General features: G+C 71.0%; 17 protein-coding genes. 10 read left to right on the top strand and 7 right to left on the bottom strand.

Annotated elements, in window-relative coordinates; translation table 11 throughout:
• Window positions 1–4 precede the first annotated feature (4 nt).
• Together G412_RS0109855 and G412_RS0109860 are read left to right on the top strand one after the other, a co-directional pair.
• Entirely contained in the window at window positions 5–790 is a 786-nt protein-coding gene (locus tag G412_RS0109855; protein WP_028811966.1) for a glutamate racemase, read from the top strand.
• A gap of 83 nt (window positions 791–873) precedes the next feature.
• The gene (locus tag G412_RS0109860; RefSeq protein ID WP_028811967.1) at window positions 874–1,437 is read left to right on the top strand and encodes a hypothetical protein; all 564 of its coding nucleotides are present in this window, start codon (window positions 874–876) and stop codon (window positions 1,435–1,437) included.
• A 450-nt stretch (window positions 1,438–1,887) separates the two neighbouring features.
• Here G412_RS0109860 and G412_RS33750 read toward each other — a convergent pair whose 3' ends face one another.
• Window positions 1,888–2,991: an O-antigen ligase family protein gene (locus tag G412_RS33750; RefSeq protein WP_051338230.1), complete on the bottom strand. Its 1,104-nt coding sequence runs from the start codon at window positions 2,989–2,991 to the stop codon at window positions 1,888–1,890.
• Window positions 2,992–3,237: 246 nt separating this feature from the next.
• On the opposite strand from G412_RS33750, the gene lnt reads away from it, so the two are divergent.
• The 4 genes from lnt (at window position 3,238) to G412_RS0109885 (ending at window position 8,226) form a co-directional block, all read left to right on the top strand.
• On the top strand, window positions 3,238–4,854 hold the full coding sequence (gene lnt, locus G412_RS0109870; protein WP_028811968.1) for an apolipoprotein N-acyltransferase: 1,617 nt from the start codon (window positions 3,238–3,240) through the stop codon (window positions 4,852–4,854).
• Between the two features lie 112 nt (window positions 4,855–4,966).
• The gene (locus tag G412_RS0109875) at window positions 4,967–5,446 is read left to right on the top strand and encodes an NUDIX hydrolase (protein WP_028811969.1); all 480 of its coding nucleotides are present in this window, start codon (window positions 4,967–4,969) and stop codon (window positions 5,444–5,446) included.
• A 55-nt stretch (window positions 5,447–5,501) separates the two neighbouring features.
• Window positions 5,502–6,299, top strand: coding sequence for a 3-hydroxybutyrate dehydrogenase (locus G412_RS0109880; RefSeq protein WP_028811970.1), 798 nt, complete (start codon window positions 5,502–5,504; stop codon window positions 6,297–6,299).
• Window positions 6,300–6,309: 10 nt separating this feature from the next.
• A complete protein-coding gene (locus tag G412_RS0109885) occupies window positions 6,310–8,226 on the top strand; it encodes a helix-turn-helix domain-containing protein (RefSeq protein WP_028811971.1) in 1,917 nt (638 codons plus the stop codon).
• Between the two features lie 88 nt (window positions 8,227–8,314).
• Here the strand turns inward: G412_RS0109885 and G412_RS0109890 are convergent, their stop codons facing one another.
• The 5 genes from G412_RS0109890 to G412_RS40760 form a co-directional block, all read right to left on the bottom strand.
• Window positions 8,315–9,700 carry an MFS transporter gene (locus tag G412_RS0109890; RefSeq protein WP_028811972.1) on the bottom strand — a complete coding sequence of 462 codons (1,386 nt, stop codon included), beginning with the start codon at window positions 9,698–9,700 and terminating at the stop codon, window positions 8,315–8,317.
• Window positions 9,701–10,307: 607 nt separating this feature from the next.
• Window positions 10,308–11,918, bottom strand: coding sequence for a carboxylesterase/lipase family protein (locus G412_RS33755; protein WP_051338231.1), 1,611 nt, complete (start codon window positions 11,916–11,918; stop codon window positions 10,308–10,310).
• Window positions 11,919–12,025: 107 nt separating this feature from the next.
• Window positions 12,026–12,931 carry a 5'/3'-nucleotidase SurE gene (gene surE / locus G412_RS33760; protein WP_051338232.1) on the bottom strand — a complete coding sequence of 302 codons (906 nt, stop codon included), beginning with the start codon at window positions 12,929–12,931 and terminating at the stop codon, window positions 12,026–12,028.
• A gap of 104 nt (window positions 12,932–13,035) precedes the next feature.
• Complete coding sequence (locus G412_RS33765) at window positions 13,036–14,001, bottom strand: MFS transporter (protein WP_341860553.1); 966 nt, start codon at window positions 13,999–14,001, stop codon at window positions 13,036–13,038.
• Window positions 13,896–14,303 (bottom strand): hypothetical protein, encoded by a 408-nt coding sequence (locus G412_RS40760; RefSeq protein WP_244282896.1) that lies wholly within the window; start codon window positions 14,301–14,303, stop codon window positions 13,896–13,898. Before G412_RS40760 ends, G412_RS33765 begins: the two co-directional genes overlap by 106 nt.
• A 593-nt stretch (window positions 14,304–14,896) precedes the next feature.
• Here G412_RS40760 and G412_RS0109910 point away from each other — a divergent pair.
• The 3 genes from G412_RS0109910 to G412_RS0109920 all read left to right on the top strand — a co-directional run bounded on the left by G412_RS0109910 (window position 14,897) and on the right by G412_RS0109920 (window position 19,290).
• Window positions 14,897–15,511 (top strand): phosphatase PAP2 family protein, encoded by a 615-nt coding sequence (locus G412_RS0109910; protein ID WP_051338233.1) that lies wholly within the window; start codon window positions 14,897–14,899, stop codon window positions 15,509–15,511.
• A gap of 172 nt (window positions 15,512–15,683) precedes the next feature.
• A complete protein-coding gene (locus G412_RS33770; RefSeq protein ID WP_051338234.1) occupies window positions 15,684–17,243 on the top strand; it encodes a carboxylesterase/lipase family protein in 1,560 nt (519 codons plus the stop codon).
• A gap of 172 nt (window positions 17,244–17,415) precedes the next feature.
• The gene (locus G412_RS0109920; protein ID WP_341860550.1) at window positions 17,416–19,290 is read left to right on the top strand and encodes a glycoside hydrolase family 3 protein; all 1,875 of its coding nucleotides are present in this window, start codon (window positions 17,416–17,418) and stop codon (window positions 19,288–19,290) included.
• A 66-nt stretch (window positions 19,291–19,356) separates the two neighbouring features.
• Here G412_RS0109920 and G412_RS33775 read toward each other — a convergent pair whose 3' ends face one another.
• Window positions 19,357–20,649: a cytochrome P450 family protein gene (locus tag G412_RS33775; RefSeq protein WP_157839072.1), complete on the bottom strand. Its 1,293-nt coding sequence runs from the start codon at window positions 20,647–20,649 to the stop codon at window positions 19,357–19,359.
• 195 nt (window positions 20,650–20,844) lie between these two features.
• Between G412_RS33775 and G412_RS0109930 the strand changes: the two genes are divergently transcribed.
• Entirely contained in the window at window positions 20,845–21,852 is a 1,008-nt protein-coding gene (locus G412_RS0109930) for a LacI family DNA-binding transcriptional regulator (RefSeq protein ID WP_028811975.1), read from the top strand.
• The last annotated feature ends 106 nt before the right edge of the window (window positions 21,853–21,958 follow it).

Consider the following 21,958-nt stretch of genomic DNA (forward strand, 5'->3'; position numbering starts at 1 on the left):
CCGGGTGAAGATCGCGCTAATGGACTCGGGAATCGGCCTGCTGCCGACGGCCGCCGCGGTGCGCCGGCTGCGGCCCGACGCCGATCTGGTCCTCTCCTCCGACCCCGACAGCATGCCCTGGGGACCGCGTACGCCCGCCGAAATCACCGAGCACGCACTCGCCGTGGCACGCGCCGCCGCCGCGCACCGGCCGGACGCGCTGATCGTGGCCTGCAACACCGCTTCCGTGCACGCCCTGCCCGCGCTCCGCGCGGCGCTGGAGCCGGGCATCCCGGTCATCGGTACCGTGCCCGCGATCAAGCCGGCCGCCGCCGGCGGCGGGTCCGTCGCCATCTGGGCCACGCCCGCCACCACGGGCAGCCCGTACCAGCGCGACCTCATCCGTGACTTCGCCGACGGCGCCGCCGTCACCGAAGTGCCCTGCCCCGGCCTCGCCGACGCCGTGCAGTGGGCCGACGAGGAGGGTATCGACCGGGCCATCGCCGCGGCAGCCGCCCTTACGCCGCGCGATGTAAGGGCCGTTGTCCTGGGCTGTACCCATTACGAACTGGTCGCCGAGCGCATCCGCGCCGCCGTTCAGCCGCACGGACTGCCGCCCGTGGTGCTCCACGGGTCCGCCGACGCCGTGGCCGCGCAGGCGCTGCGCCGCATCGGCGCCGCGCCCGCCCCCGCGGCCGCACCCGTGGCAGGTCTCACCGTGCTGATCGGCGGCAGGGACGCCGCGCTGCCCGGCGCCGCGCTCGCGTACGCCGAGGGCCGCCTGCTGGACACGGTCGACGCCGCGCGCTGATCACGTCCGGTTGGGGGCGGCCGTGCCTGGCGCCGCCATGCCTGGCGCTGCCCGCGATGCGGAACGTGAGTACGCTGCTGCGCATGAGGGACCACCCCCACAGCGAGGGGCGTCGTACCACGGAGCCTCTTCCCGCGATCTGGACCGGACGCGCGACCAACCGCGCACAGTGGCTGCTCGCAGCCGCCGGCGCCGGCTGCCTCGCGCTCGGTATCAAGCTGGCCGTCGACTCGACCTGGACTTCGGGCCTCGTCCCGCTGGTGATGTCGGTCGTCGGCTGCCTGGCGGCGGGCCTGCTCATCCTCTTCGGGACGCTCGCCTTCGTTCACGTGGCGGTCAAGGTCGACAGCGACGCGCTCGAGGTCCGCTGCGGCCACATGGGCCTGCCGCGTTGTCGCATCCCGCTGGCCCACGTGGTGCGGGCTGAGTTCGCGCCCAGCGTCACGCCACGGCAGTGGGGCGGCTGGGGCTATCGCTGGCGTCCCGGAAAAGGGATGGCCGTGATCGTCCGCAGGGGCGAGGGAGTCGTCCTGCGTCTGGGCGACGGCCGGATCTTCACGGTGACCGTGGACGACGCCGAGACGGCGGTACGCATCATCCGCGCCCGCCTGCACGCCACCGCAACCCGCCCAACCGCCGAAAGCTGACCAGCTCGGCGGCAGGCACGCACGGGCCGACCGTCCTCTCGAACGGCTCGGTGTCCACGTGCGGGTCTGTGCCCGCCTTTCGGATCGGCGTGTGCGTGTGGGTCCGTGCCTGCCGTGCGGGTTGGCGTGTGGGTGTGGGTCCGTGCCCGCCGTGCGGGTTTGTGCCGCGTACGGGTCGGCGTCCGCGTGCGGTTCGTGCCCGCGTGCGGTTCATGCCGCGTGCGGGTTCGTGCCCGCGTCGGGTCGGCGGCCGTGAACGGTCCGTGCCCGCGTACGGGCCCGTGCCCGTGACCGGGCGCGTCGCCCGCGCATGTGCTGCGAGCCGCAGCGGGCGCGACCGCGCTTACGGTGAGTGCAGCCCGTCCGGCGTTTGAGGACCGGGGTCCGGGGCGGAGCCCCGGTTTCGGGAAGGGGCGGGGTGGGGAAAAAGCCGTCGGCCACACCGCTGGTCTAACGGCTGCGCGCCCCCGCCCCCGACCCCGCCCACGAAGGGCCCACACCCCCACCACCGCCACCCCCGTCGTCCGACAGCCGCCGCGCCGTCGCCAGCCCGGCCAGCACCCCCGCGCCCGCCGTCACCGCCGTGAAGCTGAGCGCGTTGCCGACGCCCGCGAGGGCCGCGACGGCGGTGAGCGCCACCGCCGCGCTCAGGACCACCGGGGTGTCGCGGGGCGAGCGCCACAACCCGTACAGCAGCCAGCCGAAGGCGGCGCCCAGCAGAACAACCCCGGCAACACCCTGCTCGGCGGCCAGCTGCAGCGGCGCCGAATGGGGTTTGCCGTCGGACTGCGGCGTCTGCTGCGCGGTGGGGCTGAGCCTGCCGAACCGGTCGGGGCCCGCGCCGCGAGTCGGATGCTGCTTGGCGAGGTCGAGCGCGTCCCGCCACAGCAGCACCCGGTTCACCGTCAGCGGCCCCTCCAGCGAGACCGTAAGACCGCGCGGCAGCGCGTCCTCGGTCACCGCCCACGAACCACCCACCACGAGCCCCGCCACCAGGGCAAGGCCCACAAGCCCCGCGCCCCGGCGGGGCACCCGGCCCGCCGCCAGCGAACACAGCAGGACACCGAGCGCCGCCGCGAACCCGGCGACGGAACCGAGCACCAGCGCCGCCACGGCGACACCGAGCGCCAGCAGCCTGAGCGCGAACCGCAGCGGCCGCGGCCGCGCCGCCCACGCCGCACAGCAGGCCGCGCCCGAGGCCAGCGCCAGAAGTGCGGCACTCGCGCCCGTACTCCCGAACCGCTCCCCGGCGGCGGCCGCGCCCGCCAGGTCACCCGGTAAGCCATGGCCCGCGCGCAGCGGGACTGCCAGGGCGAGCGCGGTGAGTGCGGCGGCCGACGCGGCGGCGACCGGCAGCAGCGAGCCACAGATCCGGCCGCAGGCGTAACCCCCGGCGACGGCGAGCACGGCCAGCAGCACGCCTTCGGGCCTCGCCTCCCGCCCCGCCGCGGCGACCAGCGACCAGACGGCGCAGCCGCCGAGGATCACGACTCCGGCGGCATCGGTGAGAGCGCCGCGTTCGCGCGCGCCGGACCGTACGGCCGGTGCGGCCATCCCGTCGACCCCCCGACCTGAGACGGGCCCCGCCCACCACGGCCGGACCGGGCTGGGTGCCAGGGGCTGGCGCACACGGTAATGGCAGGGACGATGATTTGTGTACAGATCGCGCAGGAACGCTACTTCAGAAGCGCAGGAACGTTGCATCAGAAGGGGAACGTTGCTTCAGAAGCGCGGGAACGTTGCTTCACATGCCAGGACCGCCCTCTCCCTACCCCGCCCGGCCACCGTAGACTCCGCCTGGTGAGCGCCACCCCCACCGCCATGAACCAGCCCGCAGAACAGCTGGCCCCGCACTCCGATGCCACCCCGCGCGGGAGAAGAATGCTGACCCGGCTCGTGGCCCCGGCCGCGGCCGTTCTCTCCGGTCTGCTCCTGTACGCGAGCTTCCCGCCCCGCCCGCTGTGGTGGCTGGTGCTGCCCGGCTTCGCGCTGCTCGCCCGGTGTCTGTACGGGCGCAGGGCGCGAGCCGCGTTCGGGCTGGGTCTGCTCGCCGGTCTCGGCTTCCTGCTGCCGCTGCTCAGCTGGACCGGCGAGGAGGTCGGCCCGGTGCCGTGGCTGGCGCTCGCCGCCGCCGAGGCGCTGTTCGTCGCGGCGTGCTGTGCCGGTATCGCCATGGTGACGCGGCTGCCGCTGTGGCCGGTATGGGGCGCGGCCGTGTGGATCCTGGGTGAGGCGGTCCGGGCGCGCGTACCGTTCGGCGGGTTCCCCTGGGGCAAGATCGCTTTCGGGCAGGCGGACAGCGTTTTCCTGCCCCTCGCCGCGGTCGGCGGCACCCCGGTGCTCGGGTTCGCGGTCGTACTGTGCGGCTTCGGACTCTACGAAGCGGTGCGCCGGTTCCTCACGTATCACACGACCGGCGAACTGCCTCGCCGGGGGGCTGCCGTCGCCGCTCTGACGATCATCGTGCCGGTCACGGCCGCCCTGGCCGCCGTGCCGCTCGTCGACGACTCCGCGCAGGACGGCACCGCGACGGCCGCCGCGATCCAGGGCAACGTGCCGCGCCTGGGCCTCGACTTCAACGCACAGCGCCGGGCCGTACTGGACAATCACGCACGCCGCACGGAACAGCTCGCCGCCGACGTCGAAGCCGGCAAGGTGCCCCGGCCGGACTTCGTCCTGTGGCCGGAGAACTCCTCCGACCTCGACCCCTACCGCAACAGCGACGCCCGCACGGTGATCGACCGCGCCGTTCGCGCGATCGGCGCACCGACGGTCGTGGGAGCGGTACTCACCCCGGAGACGGGAAAGCTGCGTAACACACTCATCGAATGGGACCCGGAGCGCGGCCCTGTCGCAACGTACGACAAGCGGCATGTCCAGCCGTTCGGCGAGTACATCCCGATGCGTTCCTTCGTACGGCTCTTCAGCTCCGACGTCGACCGGGTACGCAGGGACTTCGGGCCGGGGAACAAGGTGGGCGTCTTCGACCTCGCGGGCACCAAGGTGGGGCTCGCCACCTGCTACGAGGCGGCCTTCGACTGGGCGGTGCGGGACACCGTCACGGGTGGGGCCCAGCTCATCACCGTACCCAGCAACAACGCCACCTTCGGGCGCAGCGAGATGACGTACCAGCAGCTCGCCATGTCCAGGGTGCGGGCGGTCGAGCACAGCCGGGCTGTTGTCGTTCCCGTGACCAGTGGAGTCAGTGCCGTCATCCAGCCGGACGGCGAGGTCGTGCAGAAGACACGGATGTTCACGCCGGACGCACTGGTCGCCGAGGTGCCGCTGCGTTCCTCGCTGACCCCCGCGACGCGTCTCGGTACGATCCCCGAGGGCGTACTGGTGGTGCTCGCCGGAGCCGGTCTCGGGTGGGCCGCGTTCCGCGGTGTACGGGCCCGCCGGGGTACGTCCGTGTAAGCCCCCAGGGAGTTCCCCGTGAATTCCCCTGTGAGTTTCCTGTGCGATCCCTGCGCGACCCTGTGCGTTCCGGGCGAGTTCCCCGTCAGGCAGGGCCCGTTAGGGTCGGGCCATGGCAACTCCCGAATTCATCCGCGAGCTCCGGGCCACCGCCGGCCACCAGCTCCTCTTCCTGCCGGGCGTCAGCGCCATCGTCTTCGACGACGCGGGCAGAGTGCTGCTCGGCCGTCGCGCCGACACAGGCAAGTGGTCGGTCATCGGCGGCATCCCGGAGCCGGGGGAGCAGCCGGCGGCCGCGGCCGTGCGCGAGGTGTACGAGGAGACCGCCGTGCAGTGCGTGGCGGAACGCGTCGTTCTCGTACAGGCGCTGAAGCCGGTCGAGTACCCGAACGGCGACCGGTGCCAGTACATGGACATCACTTTCCGGTGCCGGGCGGTCGGCGGTGAGGCACGCGTCAACGACGACGAGTCGCTGGACGTGGCCTGGTTCTCGGTGGACTCCCTGCCGGACCTGCACGCGTTCGCTCTCCTGAGGATCAAGCAGGCCCTCACCGATGAACCCACATGGTTCGAGCCCACCACTCAGCTCTGAAGTATGGGTCACGACCACATCGGTGCCGACGGAAGCGCTGCCTAGGGTCGTGGCCATGACCGCGCCCACCACACACCCCGCTCACCACCCCGGACTCGACCTCGGCGGCCGTACCGCGCTCGTCACCGGCGCGGCGGGCGGCATCGGCCGTGCCTGCGTGCTGCGGCTCGCCGCCGCCGGAGCCAAGGTCAGAGCCGTCGACCGGGACGCGGAAGGGCTCAAGGCCCTCACCGGGCAGGCACGGGGCCTCGCCGGAGTGGTGGAGCCGCAGACCCTCGACCTCACCGACCTCGACGCGGCGGAACAGGCGGCGGCGGGCACGGACATTCTGGTGAACAACGCGGGCCTCCAACTGGTCCGCCCCATCGAGGAGTTCCCGCCGGACGTCTTCCACACCGTCCTGACCGTGATGCTGGAGGCGCCGTTCAGGCTGATCCGGGGAGCGCTTCCGCACATGTACGGACAGGGCTGGGGACGTATCGTCAACATCTCCTCCGTGCACGGACTGCGTGCCTCCGCCTACAAGTCGGCGTACGTCGCCGCCAAGCACGGGCTCGAAGGGCTCTCCAAGACCGCCGCGCTCGAAGGCGCCGAGCACGGCGTCACATCGAACTGCGTCAACCCCGGGTACGTCCGCACCCCGCTCGTGGAGCGCCAGATCGCCGACCAGGCGGCCGCCCACGGGCTGCCGGAGGAACGCGTACTCGCCGACGTACTGCTCAAGGACTCGGCGCTCAAGCGCCTCCTCGAACCGGACGAGGTCGCCGAGGCGGTCGCGTACCTGTGCGGTCCGCAGGCATCGTTCATCACCGGAACTTCACTGCCCCTCGACGGCGGCTGGACCGCTCACTAGCTGGTTGAGTATGTCCATGTCCCACGATCAGCCACACAGCGGAAGCGAAGTCCCGTACCTGGAACTTCTCGCGCGCGGGGCCGCCGCCGACGCCTACGAGCGGCCCGTGCTGGTCGCCCGCGCGGACGGCGCGCCGCCCGGGACGCTCGCCGCCCTGGAAACCGCGAAGACGCACGCCCTGCGGGTACGCGCCGAACTGGAGGGGCGCAGACGGCGCGAAGCCGAGCTGTCCGCGCTCTACGAGACCGCACACGACCTCGCGGGGCTGCGCGACCTGGACGCCGTACTGGCGGCGATCGTGCAGCGGGCGCGGTCACTGCTGGGCACGGAGGTCGCGTACCTGAGCCTCAACGACCCGGTCGCGGGCGACACGTACATGCGGGTCACCGAAGGGTCGGTGTCGGCGCGTTTCCAGCAGCTACGCCTCGGCATGGGGGAGGGGCTCGGCGGACTCGTCGCCCAGACCGCCCGTCCCTACGCGACCGAGAGCTACTTCGACGACGCCCGCTTCCAGCACACCTGGACCATCGATTCGGGCGTACGCGACGAAGGCCTGGTCGCGATCCTCGGCGTACCGCTCACGCTCGGCAGCCAGGTCATCGGCGTGCTCTTCGCCGCCGACCGCCGCGCCCGCGTCTTCGAGCGTGAACAGATCGCGCTGCTCGGCTCGTTCGCCGCCCATGCGGCTGTCGCCATCGACACCGCGAACCTCCTGGCGGAGACGCGCTCGGCGCTCGCCGAACTGGAGAAGGCCAACGAGATCATCCGCGACCGCAGCGGCGTCATCGAGCGCGCCTCGGAGGTGCACGACAGGCTCACCGAACTGGTGCTGCGCGGCGGTGGCGTCCACGACGTGGCCGGCGCGGTGTCGGAAGTGCTGGACGGGAACGTCGAGTTCACGGACGCCGACGGGGAACCCGCGGGCACGGACGGCCATGCGGTACGGCGCGGCGACGACTGGGTCGTCAGCGTCTCGGCCGGGGGTGAACTCCTCGGCGCGCTCGTCCTGCACGGCCACCCCGACCTGGACCCCGTCGATCAGCGAACGCTCGAACGCGCCGCCATGGTGACGTCATTGCTGCTGCTGGCCAGGCGCTCGGCGGGCGAGGCGGAGCAACGCGTACGGGGCGAACTCCTCGACGACCTCCTCGACGCACCCGACCGCGACCCCCGCCTGCTGCGCGAACGCGCTGCCCGGCTGCGCGCCGACCTCGACGCCCCCCATGTGGTGCTCGCCGCCCGCATCGAAGCGCCGCGGACGGCCACCGTGGAGCGGGAGAGCGCGGACCGCAGGCGGCTCTGGTCCGCGGCCTCGCACCTCGCGGCCACCGGGCACGGCCTCGCCGCGGCCCGCGACGGCGGCACCGTACTGCTGCTGCCGCTGGACAGCGGCGACAGCGCCGCGGCCCTCGCGCGCCGGACGGCGAAGCACCTGGGCGGCGCCCTGCGCGAGCCGGTCACGGTCGGAGCCTCGGGGCCGGTGGACGCACCCGCGGCGCACCCCGGTGCGGTGGCGGGGGCGTACGAGGAAGCACGCCGTTGTGTCGACGCGCTGCGGCTGCTGGGCCGCTGCGGGGAAGGGGCGGCGGCGGAGGACTTCGGGTTCCTCGGCCTGCTGCTCGCGGACAGCCGGGACGGGCGTTCCGGGGGCGCCATCGAAGGGTTCGTACGCCGCACCATCGGCGAGGTGATCGCGTACGACCGGCGCCGGGGAACCGACCTGGTGCGCACGCTGGACGCGTACTTCGCGTGCGGAATGAGCCCCGCCCGGACGAAAGACGCACTGCACGTCCACGTCAACACGGTGGCGCAGCGCCTGGAGCGGATCGGCAGACTGCTCGGCGCTCACTGGCAGTCGCCGGAGCGCGCACTGGAGGTGCAGCTGGCGCTGCGGCTGCATGGACTGTCGGCGGCGATCACGCGCTGAGAACGGCCCTGTACGGGAACGCTGTTCGGGCGTTCCCGTACACGGCCGTTCGCGTAGTACGTGTGCGTCTGCGCGTCTGCGCGTCCGCTCAGACGGTGCGAGCGCCGGCGGTCCGTTCGGCAGCGTCTTCTTCCCCGCTCGGCTTCGCCTCGATGTCCCCCAGGTCCCGGTGCCGGGTCTCCTTGGCGCATCCGACCGCGACCACCGTGATGAGCGCGGCGGCGATGACGTACAGGGAGATCGGCGTCGAGGAGCCGTAGTCGGCGAGGAGAGCGGTGGCGATCAGCGGCGCCGGGGCCCCGGCCGCCACGGAGGAGAACTGCGCGCCGATCGAAGCGCCGGAGTAACGCATACGGGTTGCGAACATCTCCGAGAAGAAGGCTGCCTGCGGTGCGTACATCGCGCCGTGGAAGACCAGTCCGACCGTCACGGCGAGCAGCAGGTTTCCGAACGTCTTGGTGTCGATGAGCGTGAAGAACGGGAACATCCACAGACCGACGCCGACCGCGCCGAGCAGATAGACGGGACGGCGCCCGACCCGGTCCGACAGGGCGCCCCACGCGGGGATCACCGCGAAGTGGACGGCCGAGGCGATCAGTACCGCGTTGAGAGCGGTCTGTTTGCTGAGCTGTGCCTCTGTCGTCGCGTAGACGAGGATGAAGGCGGTGATGACGTAATAGCTGATGTTCTCCGCCATACGGGCACCCATCGCGACCAGAACATCGCGCCAGTGGTGACGAAGGACGGCGACCAGCGGCATTTTCTCGGCGGCGGCTGACGCGCTCTTACGGGCCTCTGCCTGGGCCAACGCGGCCTTGAAGACCGGCGATTCATCTACGGAGAGACGAATCCACAGACCGACGATCACCAGCACACCGGACAGCAGGAACGGTATGCGCCAGCCCCACGAGAGGAAGGCGGAGTCCGACAGGAGGGCGGTCAGAGCGGACAGCACCCCGGTGGCGAGCAACTGCCCGGCGGGCGCCCCGGTCTGCGGCCACGAAGCCCAGAAACCACGCCGCCCGGCGTCCCCGTGCTCCGACACCAGCAGAACCGCCCCGCCCCACTCGCCCCCGAGTGCGAAGCCCTGGACGAGCCGCAGCACGGTGAGCAGGACGGGCGCGGCGGAGCCGATGGCGGAGTGCGTCGGCAGCAGACCGATGGCGAAGGTCGCACCACCCATCAACAGCAGGCTCAGCACCAACAGCTTCTTACGGCCGAGCCGGTCGCCGTAATGCCCGAAGACGAGCGCCCCGAGCGGCCGGGCGGCGAAGCCGACCGCGTACGTCAGGAAGGACAGCAGGGTCCCGACGAGGGGGTCGGAGTCGGGAAAGAACAGCTTGTTGAAGACCAGCGCGGCGGCGGACCCATAGAGGAAAAAGTCGTACCACTCGATGGTCGTGCCGATGAGGCTGGCGGCGACAATGCGCTTGAGCGAACTGGGCGTTGGGGGAGCGGTTGCTGGGGCGGCCATGAACACCACTTCCGGACGGTTGGCGGGGACGTTTCCGTGTCGCCACACCGTAGGAACGCGCAGGTCAGCGTCCCATGTGGCGGGACACCATAGTTCTGGGGGCAGGTGTGCGCGGGGCCACCATCGCCGGCGCTGGGTGAGCGCGATGGCGATCGTGGGGATCAGGGTCAACGCGGCAATCACGGTGCCGATGACAGCGGGGCCCGTGGCACCCAAGGGGGATTCGAGAGCGAGTCCGGCGATCCAGGAGCCGATTGCGGTGCCGAGATTGCACGCCGACACGGTCAATGCTGAACCCAAAGTGGGCGCCTGGCCTGCGAAGCGAACTCACAGGGAGATGAGGACCGGGTTCACCCACCAATCCTCGCCAGCTGGACGGCCACCCCCTCGGACAACATCAGACCCCGTCCATAACCTCTGCTCCGTGACGTATCCCGCGGTCGCGGCAGACAGCAACCCGCACACCGCCCTCGTCAGAACGGCCTGCGGCTACTACGCACCGCGCTCTGCTCCGCGGGACAAGCCAACTCGGCGTCGCCGCCTGACACCTGAATTTGGCCGCTCCGGTGAGCGGCGCAACGCTGGGTTCCGGAGCGGCCATCCGCGCTCAGCCGCCCTGCCGGCCGGGGCGGGCGGCCGCGCCGGACCAGAAACCGCACTGGTGCTCGGCCGCGAACGTCGCCGAGGTGCGGACGGCCTGCGGATTCAGGGTCAGGACCGTGTGCTCAGCGCCTGCCACCGGCCAGCGGGTCCCGCCGGGAAGGTTCGGATCGCCGGTGCGCGCGAAAGCCGCCCAGTGGCGTTTCATCCGGTCCGCGAGAGTGATCTGCTCCGCCGTGAGCGGGCGGTCGGCCATGGTGAAGTCGTGCAGGTAGGCGAGTTCGGCGCTGTGTGCGTTGGCCATGTCGACGCCCGGCACCTGGGCTCCGTGGAGTGTGGGGGAGCGCGGGTCGTCGAACTCGTAGACGTACGTGGGCGCCTGGGCGGCGATCGTACGCGCCGTGCTCAGCGTGTGGCAGGCGAAGGTAGAGTCGGTCAGGACGGCCGACAGCGCGTCGTACGGGGTGGGGTACGCGCCTACGGGGTAGCGGGCCAGCACCTGCGGGGCCGCCTGTCCGTAGGTGGCGTTGACCCGGTCGGCGTACTGCTGCGCCGTGAGGTGGGGTTCGGTGAGCGCGACGAAGAACCGGCCTTCGGCGCGGGTGCTGCCGATGAGCACGGGCACCTTGTTCCACGAGCCGCCGGCGATGGCCTCGGAGGGCTGCGTGGGGAGCAGGCCGTCACCGTGGGCGGGCCCGGACGTGGGATGCGTACGGGCGGCGGTGATGAGATCGGAAGCGGGCGCCTTGTGGAGGCAGGCGGCTCGGGTGGCCGGGTCGGGGCAGCCCGCCGCGGTGGCGAAGGCACGCGCCTCGTCAGCCGCTTGGGCGGGGTCCGGAGTACGGAGCAGGGTGCACGGCCCGCTTTGCAGGACGGCGCGGGCGAACAGTCCGGCGGCGTGTGGTGAGGTGAGCAGGGCGCAGATGGAGCCGCTGCCGGCGGACTGGCCCCAGAGGGCGATGCGGTCGGAGTCCCCGCCGAACGCCGCGATGTTGCCGCGCGTCCACTTGAGCGCCGCGATCTGGTCCATCAGCCCGTACGATCCGGAGCCGAGTGCGTTGTCGCGGACGAGTTCCGGGGCGGCCAGGTAGCCGAGCTGCCCGAGCCGGTAGTTGATGCTCACGACCACGCTGCCGGTGAGCTCGGCCATGGTGCGGCCGCCGAACTGGGTTCCCGTGCCCTGGCTGTAGCCGCCGCCGTGGATCCAGAGGAGTACGGGCAGGCGGTCGCCGGGGCGGGTGTGGCGTGGCCGGTACACGTCCAGGTAGAGGCAGTTCTCACTGACGGCATCGGGGTCACGCAGCCCGAAGGGCGAGAACTGCACGCACGCGGACGCCTGCCGGGTGGCGTCCCGGATGCCGCTCCAGCGGGCGGCCTGCTGAGGTGGGCGGAACCGGAGATTGCCCAGTGGCGGGGCGGCATAGGGGACGCCCAGGAACTCCTCCGCCCGGTCATGGGTTTGTCCGGCGAGCCGGCCCTGGGCGGTGCCGACGAGCGGGCGAGTGGTGGTGGGGGCTGCCTGGGCCGCAGGAGCGGCTGCGGGCAGTGCCGTGAGCGCTGTCAGCGTGAGCGCCAGAGCCAGGACCGCCGAGGAGACGGTTGAGCGTGACCTCTTCACTTCTCCTCCGAAGGTAGGTCATATGCATGACAGAGTCGTTGGGGGCAGGGGTCCCCGTCGTGGCGGCCGAGGCAGCCACGACGGGGGAGCGGAGAGGCCGTACTGTCCTATGGACGCAGGCCGGAGAGGAGGGTGGCGGTCTTGGCGAAGTCCGCGTTGCCGGTGTTCCAGTTGGGGGAGATCGGTGCGATGGAGACCTTGTCGGCGCTGATCGCTTCCACATCGCCGCCCTTCTGGGCGGGCGCCTGGACCACGTTGACGTTCACCTTCCAGGTCCCGTCACCGGAGTCGGTGTAATCCGCCTTGAGGACGGGCTGCGGGTCCTGGGTGGTGACGGAGGCACCTCGGGCTGTCCCCTTGCCATCCGCGCCCACCACCGGGTGATTGACGTTGAGGCCGACGCCCTCGGGCAGCAGCGGTCCGTTCTTCGCCTTGGTCTGGAGGCGCTCGATGAGCTTGACGATGAAGTCGTTGGTGGGCTTCATGGCGTTGAAGATCGGCTCCGGGACCGGCACCGTCAGCCCTCCGGTGCTCACGGCGATGGCGGGCACGCCGTGTTCCAGGGCGGCCACGGCGCCGCCGACCGTCCCGGAGTGGGTGGCGAGAGCGGCGACGTTGGGGCCGAAGTTGGTGCCGGAGACCACCAGGTCCGGGGCGTGGTCGGCGAACACCTCGGACATGCCGAACGAGACGGAGTCGCCCGGCGTGCCGTCGACGGCCCACACCCGGGGCTCGGGGTGCTTGACCGTGACGGTGGTGCCGCTCATCATCTTCGTCCCGGTGCCGCTCTGGTTGGTGAGCGGGGCGACGATGGTGACGTTGTGGCCCGCGGCGGTGAGCCGTTGGAAGAGCATGCGGATGCCGGGGGCGTTGTATCCGTCGTCGTTGGTCAGCAGGATGCGCAGGGCGCCGGTCGGCGCGGCCTGCGGGGCAGCGCTCGCCGGCACCGTACCGGCGAGGGCCGGGGTGCACAGCAGCAGGGCGGCCAGGGGCAGAAGTCGCTTGCGTCTCACAGAGTGCTCCTTCGGACAGGAGGAGAGGGGGAGGAAGAAAACCGGCGGGCGCACGACCCCCGGCACGCGCCCGCCGGGGCTTGTCGCGGGGCGATGGTGGCTGGTCAGCGAACCCCGCGGATCGGGAGAATGGCGAGGGCACCCAGCAGGGAAAGAGCGCCGCCGACGAGGAACAGCGGCGTGTAGCCGCCGAGCACGGTGACGACGGCCGAGGCGACGAACGGGGCGATGATCTGCGGCCCGGCGTTGGCGATGTTCAGTACGCCCATGTCGCGGGCGGCGTCCTCCGCACGGGGCAGGACCAGCGTGACCACCGCCGTGTCCACCGCCATGAAGCACCCGAAGGCCAGGCCGTTGAGCGCGCTGAACACGAGCATGCCGGACCAGGACGGGCTGATGACAGGCACCGCCATCACGACCCCCGCGAGGGCCGCCGACACGCCGACGAAGACCTTCCGCCGGTCCCAGCGGTCGGACAGCAGGCCTCCGACCACCGTGGACACCGCCATCGCGACCATCGACACCGGGGTGAGAATTGCCATCGCCTCGGCCGGTTCCATGCCCGTGGGCAGCGCGATGTGGTCCTCGAGGATGTACAGCTGGTAGCCCACCACCGAGAAGTAGCCGAGCACCATCAAGGCCCGTCCGATGAAGGCCCACCGGAAGTCGTGGTGGGCCAGCGCGGACAGGAAGGCGGCGATCCGCTCGCGCCGCGGGACGGCAGGCCGGGGCTCGCGCCGCGGTATGTCGCGGCAGAAGGTGGTGAGTAGGAGCGCCGCGCCGGCCGCGACCGCTCCGAGCACCAGGTAGCCGATCGTCAGCCGGCCCGTGGTCTGGGAGGCGATCATGACGCCGACGGTGCCGCCGATCGGCAGGCCCAGTCCGACGAGCGCGGAGGCCGTGCCGCGGCGGGCGGCCGGTATCCGGTCGGGTACGACGGCGGTGACGGCGGCCTGGTAGACGTTCATCGTCGCCTGGACCAGGCACCAGCCGATGCCGACCAGCAGCGCGGTGTGCACACTGCCGAGGAACGCCAGTGCGGCGAAGGAGGCGAGCGCGCCGCCGAGAATCCACGGGTTCCTGCGGCCGGGGCCCCGGACCTGACGGGCCCCCTGCGGTCCGACAGGGCGCCGGCGATGGGGTTGAACGCGGTGGCGAAGACCGCGCTCACACCGCCCACGATGCCCAGGATCGCCACCTTGTTCACCGGGTCGATCATGGCGATCTGGGTCGGCAGCAGCACCGCGCCCACGCCCATGTAGACGGCGAGCATGGATGAGTTGGCCACCAGGAGCAACAGCATGAGGCCGCGCTGGCGTGGCGGAGGCACCTCTCCGGACGCCTTCGGCTGGATCAGTTCATCAGTGGTCACGTCGACCACCGAGCAGTGCGGGCACGCGGGCCGCGCGGCAGGGGATCAGGGCATACATGTCGACTCCTCGACAACGGAGCGGAGCGCTGAGCGGGAGAGATGGAGGAAGCAGCGCCGGAATGAACGTCCTTGCACGGCGCCGACCCCGGAACGGAACCAACTGGTTACACGTGTCACTAGGAGGCGCGGTATCGCCTTGTGTAGCACCTTGAAGCCCCTCGGCGATAGAGGTGAGCGGGCATCGGCCGACTATCCGGATGGCTTGACCGCTCATGACTGCTTACTCGTGTAGCTACCGCTGAGTCGCTCTTGTGTGACCCCTTGCGTCTGCGCCACTGTGGCTGGAAAGAGTCCTCACTGTGGGTCGCGAGCCGCTGTGTCAGTCGCGTGCTGCCGCGCTGACACGTCGGCGTCGTCGGCATTTCCCGTTCCGCCTGTACCGCTGTCGCCTCTGTCGCCGACCGCGGCTTCCTGTCGTTCCCGGAAGGTCAGCCATGCCCCGTTCGCCAGCCATTCCCCCGCCCCCGTCCGAGACGGCTGATCGCCGGCCGGTCCCGGCTGCCCCACCGCGCGGGGCACTAATGAGCGGTGCCGTGCTGCTGATCAGCGTTCTTGCGATGGGGCTCGGCACGCTCGGCGAGGGGCGGGCGGTGTTCCAGGGCCTCGATGATCAGTGGATGAATCTGATGAGTGAATCTTCGAGTGACGCGGGCACCGGCCTCGCGCGCGCCCTCGACAGGCTCGGCGGGCCCTTGGGCATGATTGTGCCGCTCATCCTGGCAGGCTGCCTCACTGTCTATGGACGGTGGAGGTCCTCGGTCTTCGTTCTTGCTGCCTGCGTCATGGGGAACATCGTCGTGGTCCTGCCGCTGAAGTGGCTCGTCGACCGCCCGCGTCCGCCGCAGCCGTGGGTGCTGGTGAACGACGGCTCTTTCCCGTCCGGCCAGGTCTTCACGGTGACGACCCTCGTGCTGACAGCCGGCGTGGTGCTTTTGCCGACGGTCGCGCGGCGCTGCTGGTGGGCCCTCGCCGTCGCGCTCGTGATCGCGATGATGTGGAGCCGCACATGGCTGCATGCCCAGTGGCTCAGCGACACCGTGGCGGGCGCCGCCGCTGGAGTGGGTGTCGTGCTGCTGCTGTGGTCGGCATTCGCTCGCCTCTTGCGGGAGGAAGCGGTGCGGGCGGCGTCCGGCCGCCTGCTGGATTAGCACCAGCGCACTCAGTCCCCATCTGTTGAATGATTGACGGTCGGAGTTTTTTCGACATAACCTCGCAGGGTTGTGGCGCCGCGGCACACGGTCGCTTCTGTCCGGCGGGCCCGGACCGCCAGCGATGGCGAGGGCGGCGCGTCTGGTGAAGCGTTGACGAAGGAGGACCATCATGAATGACACGCAAGGCCATGCCCCGCCTGTCGTGCGGCTGCCGGCCGGCCGCCTGCGGGGCGAAATCGACGGCGGCCTCGCGGTGTTCAAGGGTGTGCCGTACGCCGCGCCCCCAGTGGGGGACCTGCGATGGCGCGCCGCGCGACCCCACCCCGGCTGGGACGGCACGCGGGACGCGACGGCGTACGGCCCGAGCTCACCGCAGATGTTCATGGAGGGCGGCGACCCCGTTCTGGGCGGTCATGGATTCCCGCCCTTCGACGATGACTGCCTGACGCTCAACGTGTGGACGCCGGCGGTCGATGACGCCCGCCGGCCCGTCCTGGTCTGGATCCACGGCGGCGGTTTCGTCTCGGGTTCCGGCACGCTGCCCATCTACTCGGGCGAGACCTTCGCGCGCGACGGTGACCTGGTGGTCGTCACCCTCAACTACCGTGTCGGTCCGCTCGGGTACCTCTCCTTCGACGACGACGACGACGAGGACGAGGCGGGAGAAGAGCACCCCGCGAACATCTGGCTCACGGACCAGCTGGCCGCACTGCGCTGGGTGCGGGACAACATCGCCCACTTCGGCGGAGACCCGGAGGCCATCACCGTCGCCGGTCAGTCCGGCGGTGCCATGTCCACCGCCGCCCTCGCCGGGCACCCCGAAGCCCAGACGCTGTTTCGGCGAGCCATCCTCCAAAGCCCGCCCTTCGGTCTGCACATCCCCACCCGCGACGACTACCGCCGCCGGGTATCCGCCTACCTGGAGTGCGCCGGCGTGAAGACCGTCGACGAACTGCGCCAACTGCCGTGGCCCCAGCTCGTTGAGGCTGCCGGAGGGCTGTTCGCGCACACCATGCGCTGGGGGTACTGGCCCACCCCCTTCCTTCCCGTGCGCGACGACGTCACCCTCTTCCGTCACCCCATGGAGGCCCTCCTTCACGGCGCCGCGGCCGACCTCGACGTCCTCATCGGCTGGACCCGGGAAGAAGCCAATTTCGGCTTCGCCCTGGACCGCGGATACGCCACAGCAACCCGTGAGCAGGTGCTCGGGAGGATCGCGGAAAGCTTCGGCGAGGGGGCGGCCGCCGACGTGTACGCCGAATACGCCCGCAGCCGCCCCGGAGCCCAGCCGGTGGATGTCCTCATGGACCTGATCACGGATGAGCTGTTCCGGATTCCCTGCGTGAAGCTGGCGGAGGGCAGGGCGGCCCTGGGGCGTCCGGTGTGGGCGTATCAGTTCGACTTCCCCACTCCGGCGCACGGTGGCAGGCTCGCCGCCGCGCACTGCCTGGAACTCCCCTTCGTCTTCGCCAACTTCGACAAGTGGTCCCACGCTCCCCTTGTCGAAGGGATCGATCCGGCTGTCGGCGAAGGGCTCGCGAGGACCATGCATCAAGCGTGGATCGCCTTCGCCAGGACCGGGGACCCCAACCATGCCGACATGGCTGCCTGGGATCCGTACCGCTCCGACACCCGCACCACGATGCGCTTCGACTCCGTCACCCTTCCCGTGGACGACCTGGCAGGGCACGCACGCCGCCTCCATCAGCGGGCATTGGCACCGAAGTAATCGGTGTCATCCGTCCCTCCTCAACGCCGCCCTTCCTTTCATTTAGTTACACGTGTAATCTCCAACCCGGCTGCCGAATAGGGGACCGGCGGCCGGGCCGGCCCCGGGCGTCGACCAGCTCGGGACGGGTCCCGCCCGGCACTCGCCACCCCGACGAACGGAAGAGAAGTCCATGGTCCACTCTGCGGCGGCCCGGCCGCGTACGCTCACCGCTCCCGACGGCACCGTCTTCCGTGATCTCAACGGCAACGGTGTGATGGAGCCCTATGAGAACCCGTGTCTGCCGGTCGCAGAGCGCGTCACCGACCTCCTCGGGCGGATGACCCTGGAGGAGAAGGCCGGCCTGCTCTTCCACACGATGATCGCGATCAATTCCGATGGGTCGCTGGTGGAGCCGGAGCCAGGAGCACCCGACGACGATCCGATGCGGGCCTCCACCACCACCATGGTGACCGGCAAGCTCATGAGCCACTTCAACCTCTTCGGTGCCGCAGCCCCGCGCCGGATGGCCGAGTGGAACAACCGTCTCCAGGACCTGGCCGCGACCACGCGGCTGGGCATCCCGGTGACCATCTCCACCGACCCCCGCCACGGCTTCGTGGACAACCCCGCCGCGAGCGCGCACACCGAAGGCTTCTCGCTGTGGCCGGAGCCGCCCGGCCTGGCAGCGATCGACGACGAGGAACTGGTACGCCGGCACGCCGACATCGTCCGCCGCGAGTACCTCGCCGTCGGCATCCGCGTCGCCCTGCATCCCATGGCGGATCTCGCCACCGAGCCCCGATGGGCGCGCGTCATGGGCACCTTCGGCTCCGACGCCCACGTGGCCGCCCGCATGATCGGGGCGTACATCCGGGGCCTCCAGGGCGAGACGCTCGGCCCGAGCAGCGTGGCCGCCATGACCAAGCACTTCCCCGGCGCCGGCCCGCAGCTGAACGGGGACGACGCCCACTTCCCGTACGGGCGGGAACAGGTCTACCCCGGCGGCAACTTCGACTACCACCTCATCCCCTTCGAGGCCGCCTTCGCCGCAGGCACGTCGCAGATCATGCCCTACTACGCCATGCCCGTCGGCACCCCGTACGAAGAGGTGGGCTTCGGCTTCAACAAGGGCGTCATCACCGGCTTGCTCCGCGAGAAGTACGGCTTCGACGGCATCGTCTGCACCGACTGGGGCCTGGTCACCGACGCCCAGATCTTCGGGGCGCCCTTTCCCGCTCGCGCCTGGGGCGTGGAGCACCTGGACCGGCTCACGCGCGTCGAGCGCATCCTGGACGCCGGCGCCGACCAGCTCGGCGGGGAGGCCGCGCCCGAACTCGTCGTCGAACTGGTCCGCAGCGGAAGGGTCACCGCCGAACGCATTGATGTCTCCGTGGCGCGCCTGCTGCGCGAGAAGTTCCTGCTCGGCCTCTTCGACGACCCGTACGTCGACCCGGACGCCGCCGAACAGATCTGCGGCAGCGACGAGTTCGCCGCGGCGGGCCTCGCCGCCCAGAGCCGCTCGATCACGATAGTCAAGGACCGCCCGAGCGGATCCTCAGCACCACTGCTGCCCCTGGCCGCCGGCCTTCGGATCCATGTCCAAGGCGTCGACCGGGAGATCGCCGGGCGCTACGCCACCGTCGTGGACAGCCCGGCAGAGGCCGACGTCGCGCTGATTCGGATCGCCACCCCGTACGACCAACGGACCGAGGGCTTCGAGAGCTTCTTCCGCGCGGGCCGGCTCGCCTTCACCGACGAGGAGCTGCGGTCGCTGCTGGAAATCGCCGCGGCCGTGCCGACGGTCTTCGACATCTTCCTCGACCGCCCTGCGGTCATCCCGGAGATCGCGCGGCGGGCAGCGGCCCTTGTGGCCGACTACGGCGCCTCCGACGCCGCGCTCCTGGACGTCCTCTTCGGCCGTACGAGGGCCGAGGGGCGTCTCCCGTTCGAGCTCGCCCGCTCGATGGACGCGGTCGCCGCCGGACGCGAGGATGTGCCGAACGATTCGGGCGACCCGCTCTTTCCGTACGGCCACGGGCTGGATGTGGAGCCGCACACGCCGTGAGCCGACGTGGAGGGGCGCCGCCGGTCACGTTTCGTGTCCGGCGGCGCCCCCGCTCTTGTGCGGTGGCTACCAGCCGCCCAGGGAGTTCCACCAGCTCCAGCGCTGTGGCGCCGATTCCGGTCCCACGGCGTCACGGCGGACCCTGGCCGGCGCGTCCATGACCGTGAGCTGACTCGGTGGGGCCGAGACCTGGTTGGTGTACGACCGGGTGGCCGCGGAGAACACCACCGGTAGTTCGGCGGGTGCCCCGCACCAGAGCGATGGCCGTCGGCGCAGTACAGCGTCCGGGAGGGCTGGCCGGACGCCGGGGAGCCGGTCCAGCAGTACCTCGATTGCCGTTTCGGTGATCAGGCGAGCTGTGTCCTTGGCGGGGCAGCCGTGTGCGCCGGTGCCCCAGGCCAGGTGAGCGCGCGTGTGGGAGAGCGGCGCGTCCTGAAGGCACGGGTCGGTATTGGCGGCCGCCACGCACGGGATGACCAGGTCACCGGCGCGAATACGGCATCCTGCGAGCGTCACATCGGCCGTTGCCCAGCGTCCGGTGATGTTCGGCACCGGTGCGCCGGCCCGCAAGGCGTGCTCAACCATGTCGGCCACGAGGTTGCCGGTGGCCGCCGCGCGGATCGGTCCGAGGTGGCCGAACAGTGATCGCATCGTGTTGCCGATCCAGTTGATGATGCTCGCGGGACCGTGCAGCAGCAGAGCGACGAGGTTGTGCGCAATCTCCTCATCGGTCAGGCGGGCGGCCTGGGTGAGCCAGGACGGGAGGTCCGGCCCCGGTGCCACGCTTCGCTCAGCCACCAGGCGGCGCATGGCGCTCAGCAACTCGCCCTCCGCGCGCGCGGTCCCGGGCAGGTCGTCGTACACGATGGTCTCGACCAGCGAGTCGAGAGCGCTGATCGAGGACTCGGACACGCCGATCAGATAGGTGAAGGCGCGCCACACCAGAGGCCGGGCGAAGTGGGCCATGAGGTCCGCGCTTTCCCGTGCCGCCCACGTGTCCACCAGGGCGTCGGCCTCATGCCGGACCATGCGGATCAGCCGCCGTGGATCGATCTGGTCCAGGGCGGTGGTCATCGCTCGGCGGTGCCGCAGGTGCTCCTTCCCGTCGAGCTGGAACAACGAGAGACGCGGACCCAGGAGCGCGAGCATCGGTGCGCCCTCGGGCAGCATTCCGTGGAGGGCAGCGCTCCAGCGGCGTGGGTCGCTGGAGAAGAGCCGCGCGTTCCAGATGACCTCCAGCACCTCCTGGTGGCTCAACACCAACCAGGCCGCGACACCGGGAGCGATCTCCACGGGGACAACCGGCCCTCGCTGACGGCGCAGCTCTTCGTACACGGTGGCCAGGTCTTGTCGAGTCACCGGCCCGTGAAGCGGGATGAGCTCTGGGTAGTACGGGCACTCGACCTCGTCATCGCTATGGTTCCTCGGATCCATCGAACACCTCCAGTGCTGTCTGGTGGGGGCCGCGGAAGGCACACGCAGGCCGGGTCGGTAACGCGTGTAACCTGGAAGTGGCAGGTCAGAGGACCGGCCAGGAAGCGAGATGGGGAATCCATGGGCAAGGAGCGGACGGCACCCGCGGCCGTCACCAGCGCGGATGTGGCGCGCTTGGCCGGCGTGTCGCGGGCGACCGTGTCCTTCGTCCTCAACAACACCCAGGCACACCGGGTCAGCGACACCACGCGCGCCCGCGTCCTCGCGGCGGCCGACCAGCTCGGCTACGTACCGCACGCGGCCGCACGGTCGCTCAGGGCCGGCCGGAGCAACCTGGTCCTCATGCCCGCGTCCGTGTCGGCGGTCGGGCGCCTGGTCAGTACCTGGATCGACGACCTGCAAGGCGAACTGGAACAGCTTGGATACATCACCGTGCTGCACGCCGGCCGGTTCCCGAACGCCGTGAGCGCCGCGCGGGCATGGGCCGAGCTGCGCCCGGCGGCGGTGGTGGCCCTCGAAGGCGACAGCCTCACCGGCCAGGCCGCAGACGTCCTGACCAAGGCCGGGGTGCGTGGCGTGCTGGCGTTCGCCTCCCGACGGGCGGAGGGCATCCACACCATCGACTTCGATCACACACGCGTCGGTGCCCTCGCAGCCGAGCACCTCGTCTCCCGAGGGCGGCGCAACCTCGGCGTCATCATGCCGCAGGAGCGCGGCCTGGACACCTTCGCCAGGCCGCGCCTGGCCGGAGCCCAGAGCGTCGCCTCCCGCACCACGGCGAGCGTCACCCCCGTGGAGATGGCCTACACCCGCGGATCGGCCGCCGAACTCGCCGAGCGCTGGCCCGAACTGGGCCTGGACGCGGTGTTCGCGTACAACGACGAGTACGCGGCGTTGCTGCTGCACGCCCTGCGCGACGCGGGCGTCCGCGTGCCCGAGGAGGTGTCTGTCGTCGGGTGTGACGACCTGTTGGTGTCGGCACTTCAGCAGCCCCCGCTGACGACCGTGCGGCTGGACATGCCCGCGCCCGCGCAGGTCGCCGACGCCCTGCACGAGCTGGTCGAGCGTGGCGTACCGCCCGAGGTGCCGGGCATGGAGCCCGTCCTTGTGCAACGTCAGTCCTCGTGAGCCATCGGTCCGTCCGCCGCGCAGCAGTCCCAGGGGTACCACCACACCCGGAGGCCCGCCGAACCAGTTGAGTACGGTGGCGACGGCCGCGTAGGGGCCGTCGTGC

Origin of the sequence: Streptomyces flavidovirens DSM 40150, from assembly GCF_000429085.1 — a bacterium.
Taxonomy (GTDB): Bacteria; Actinomycetota; Actinomycetes; order Streptomycetales; family Streptomycetaceae; genus Streptomyces; species Streptomyces flavidovirens.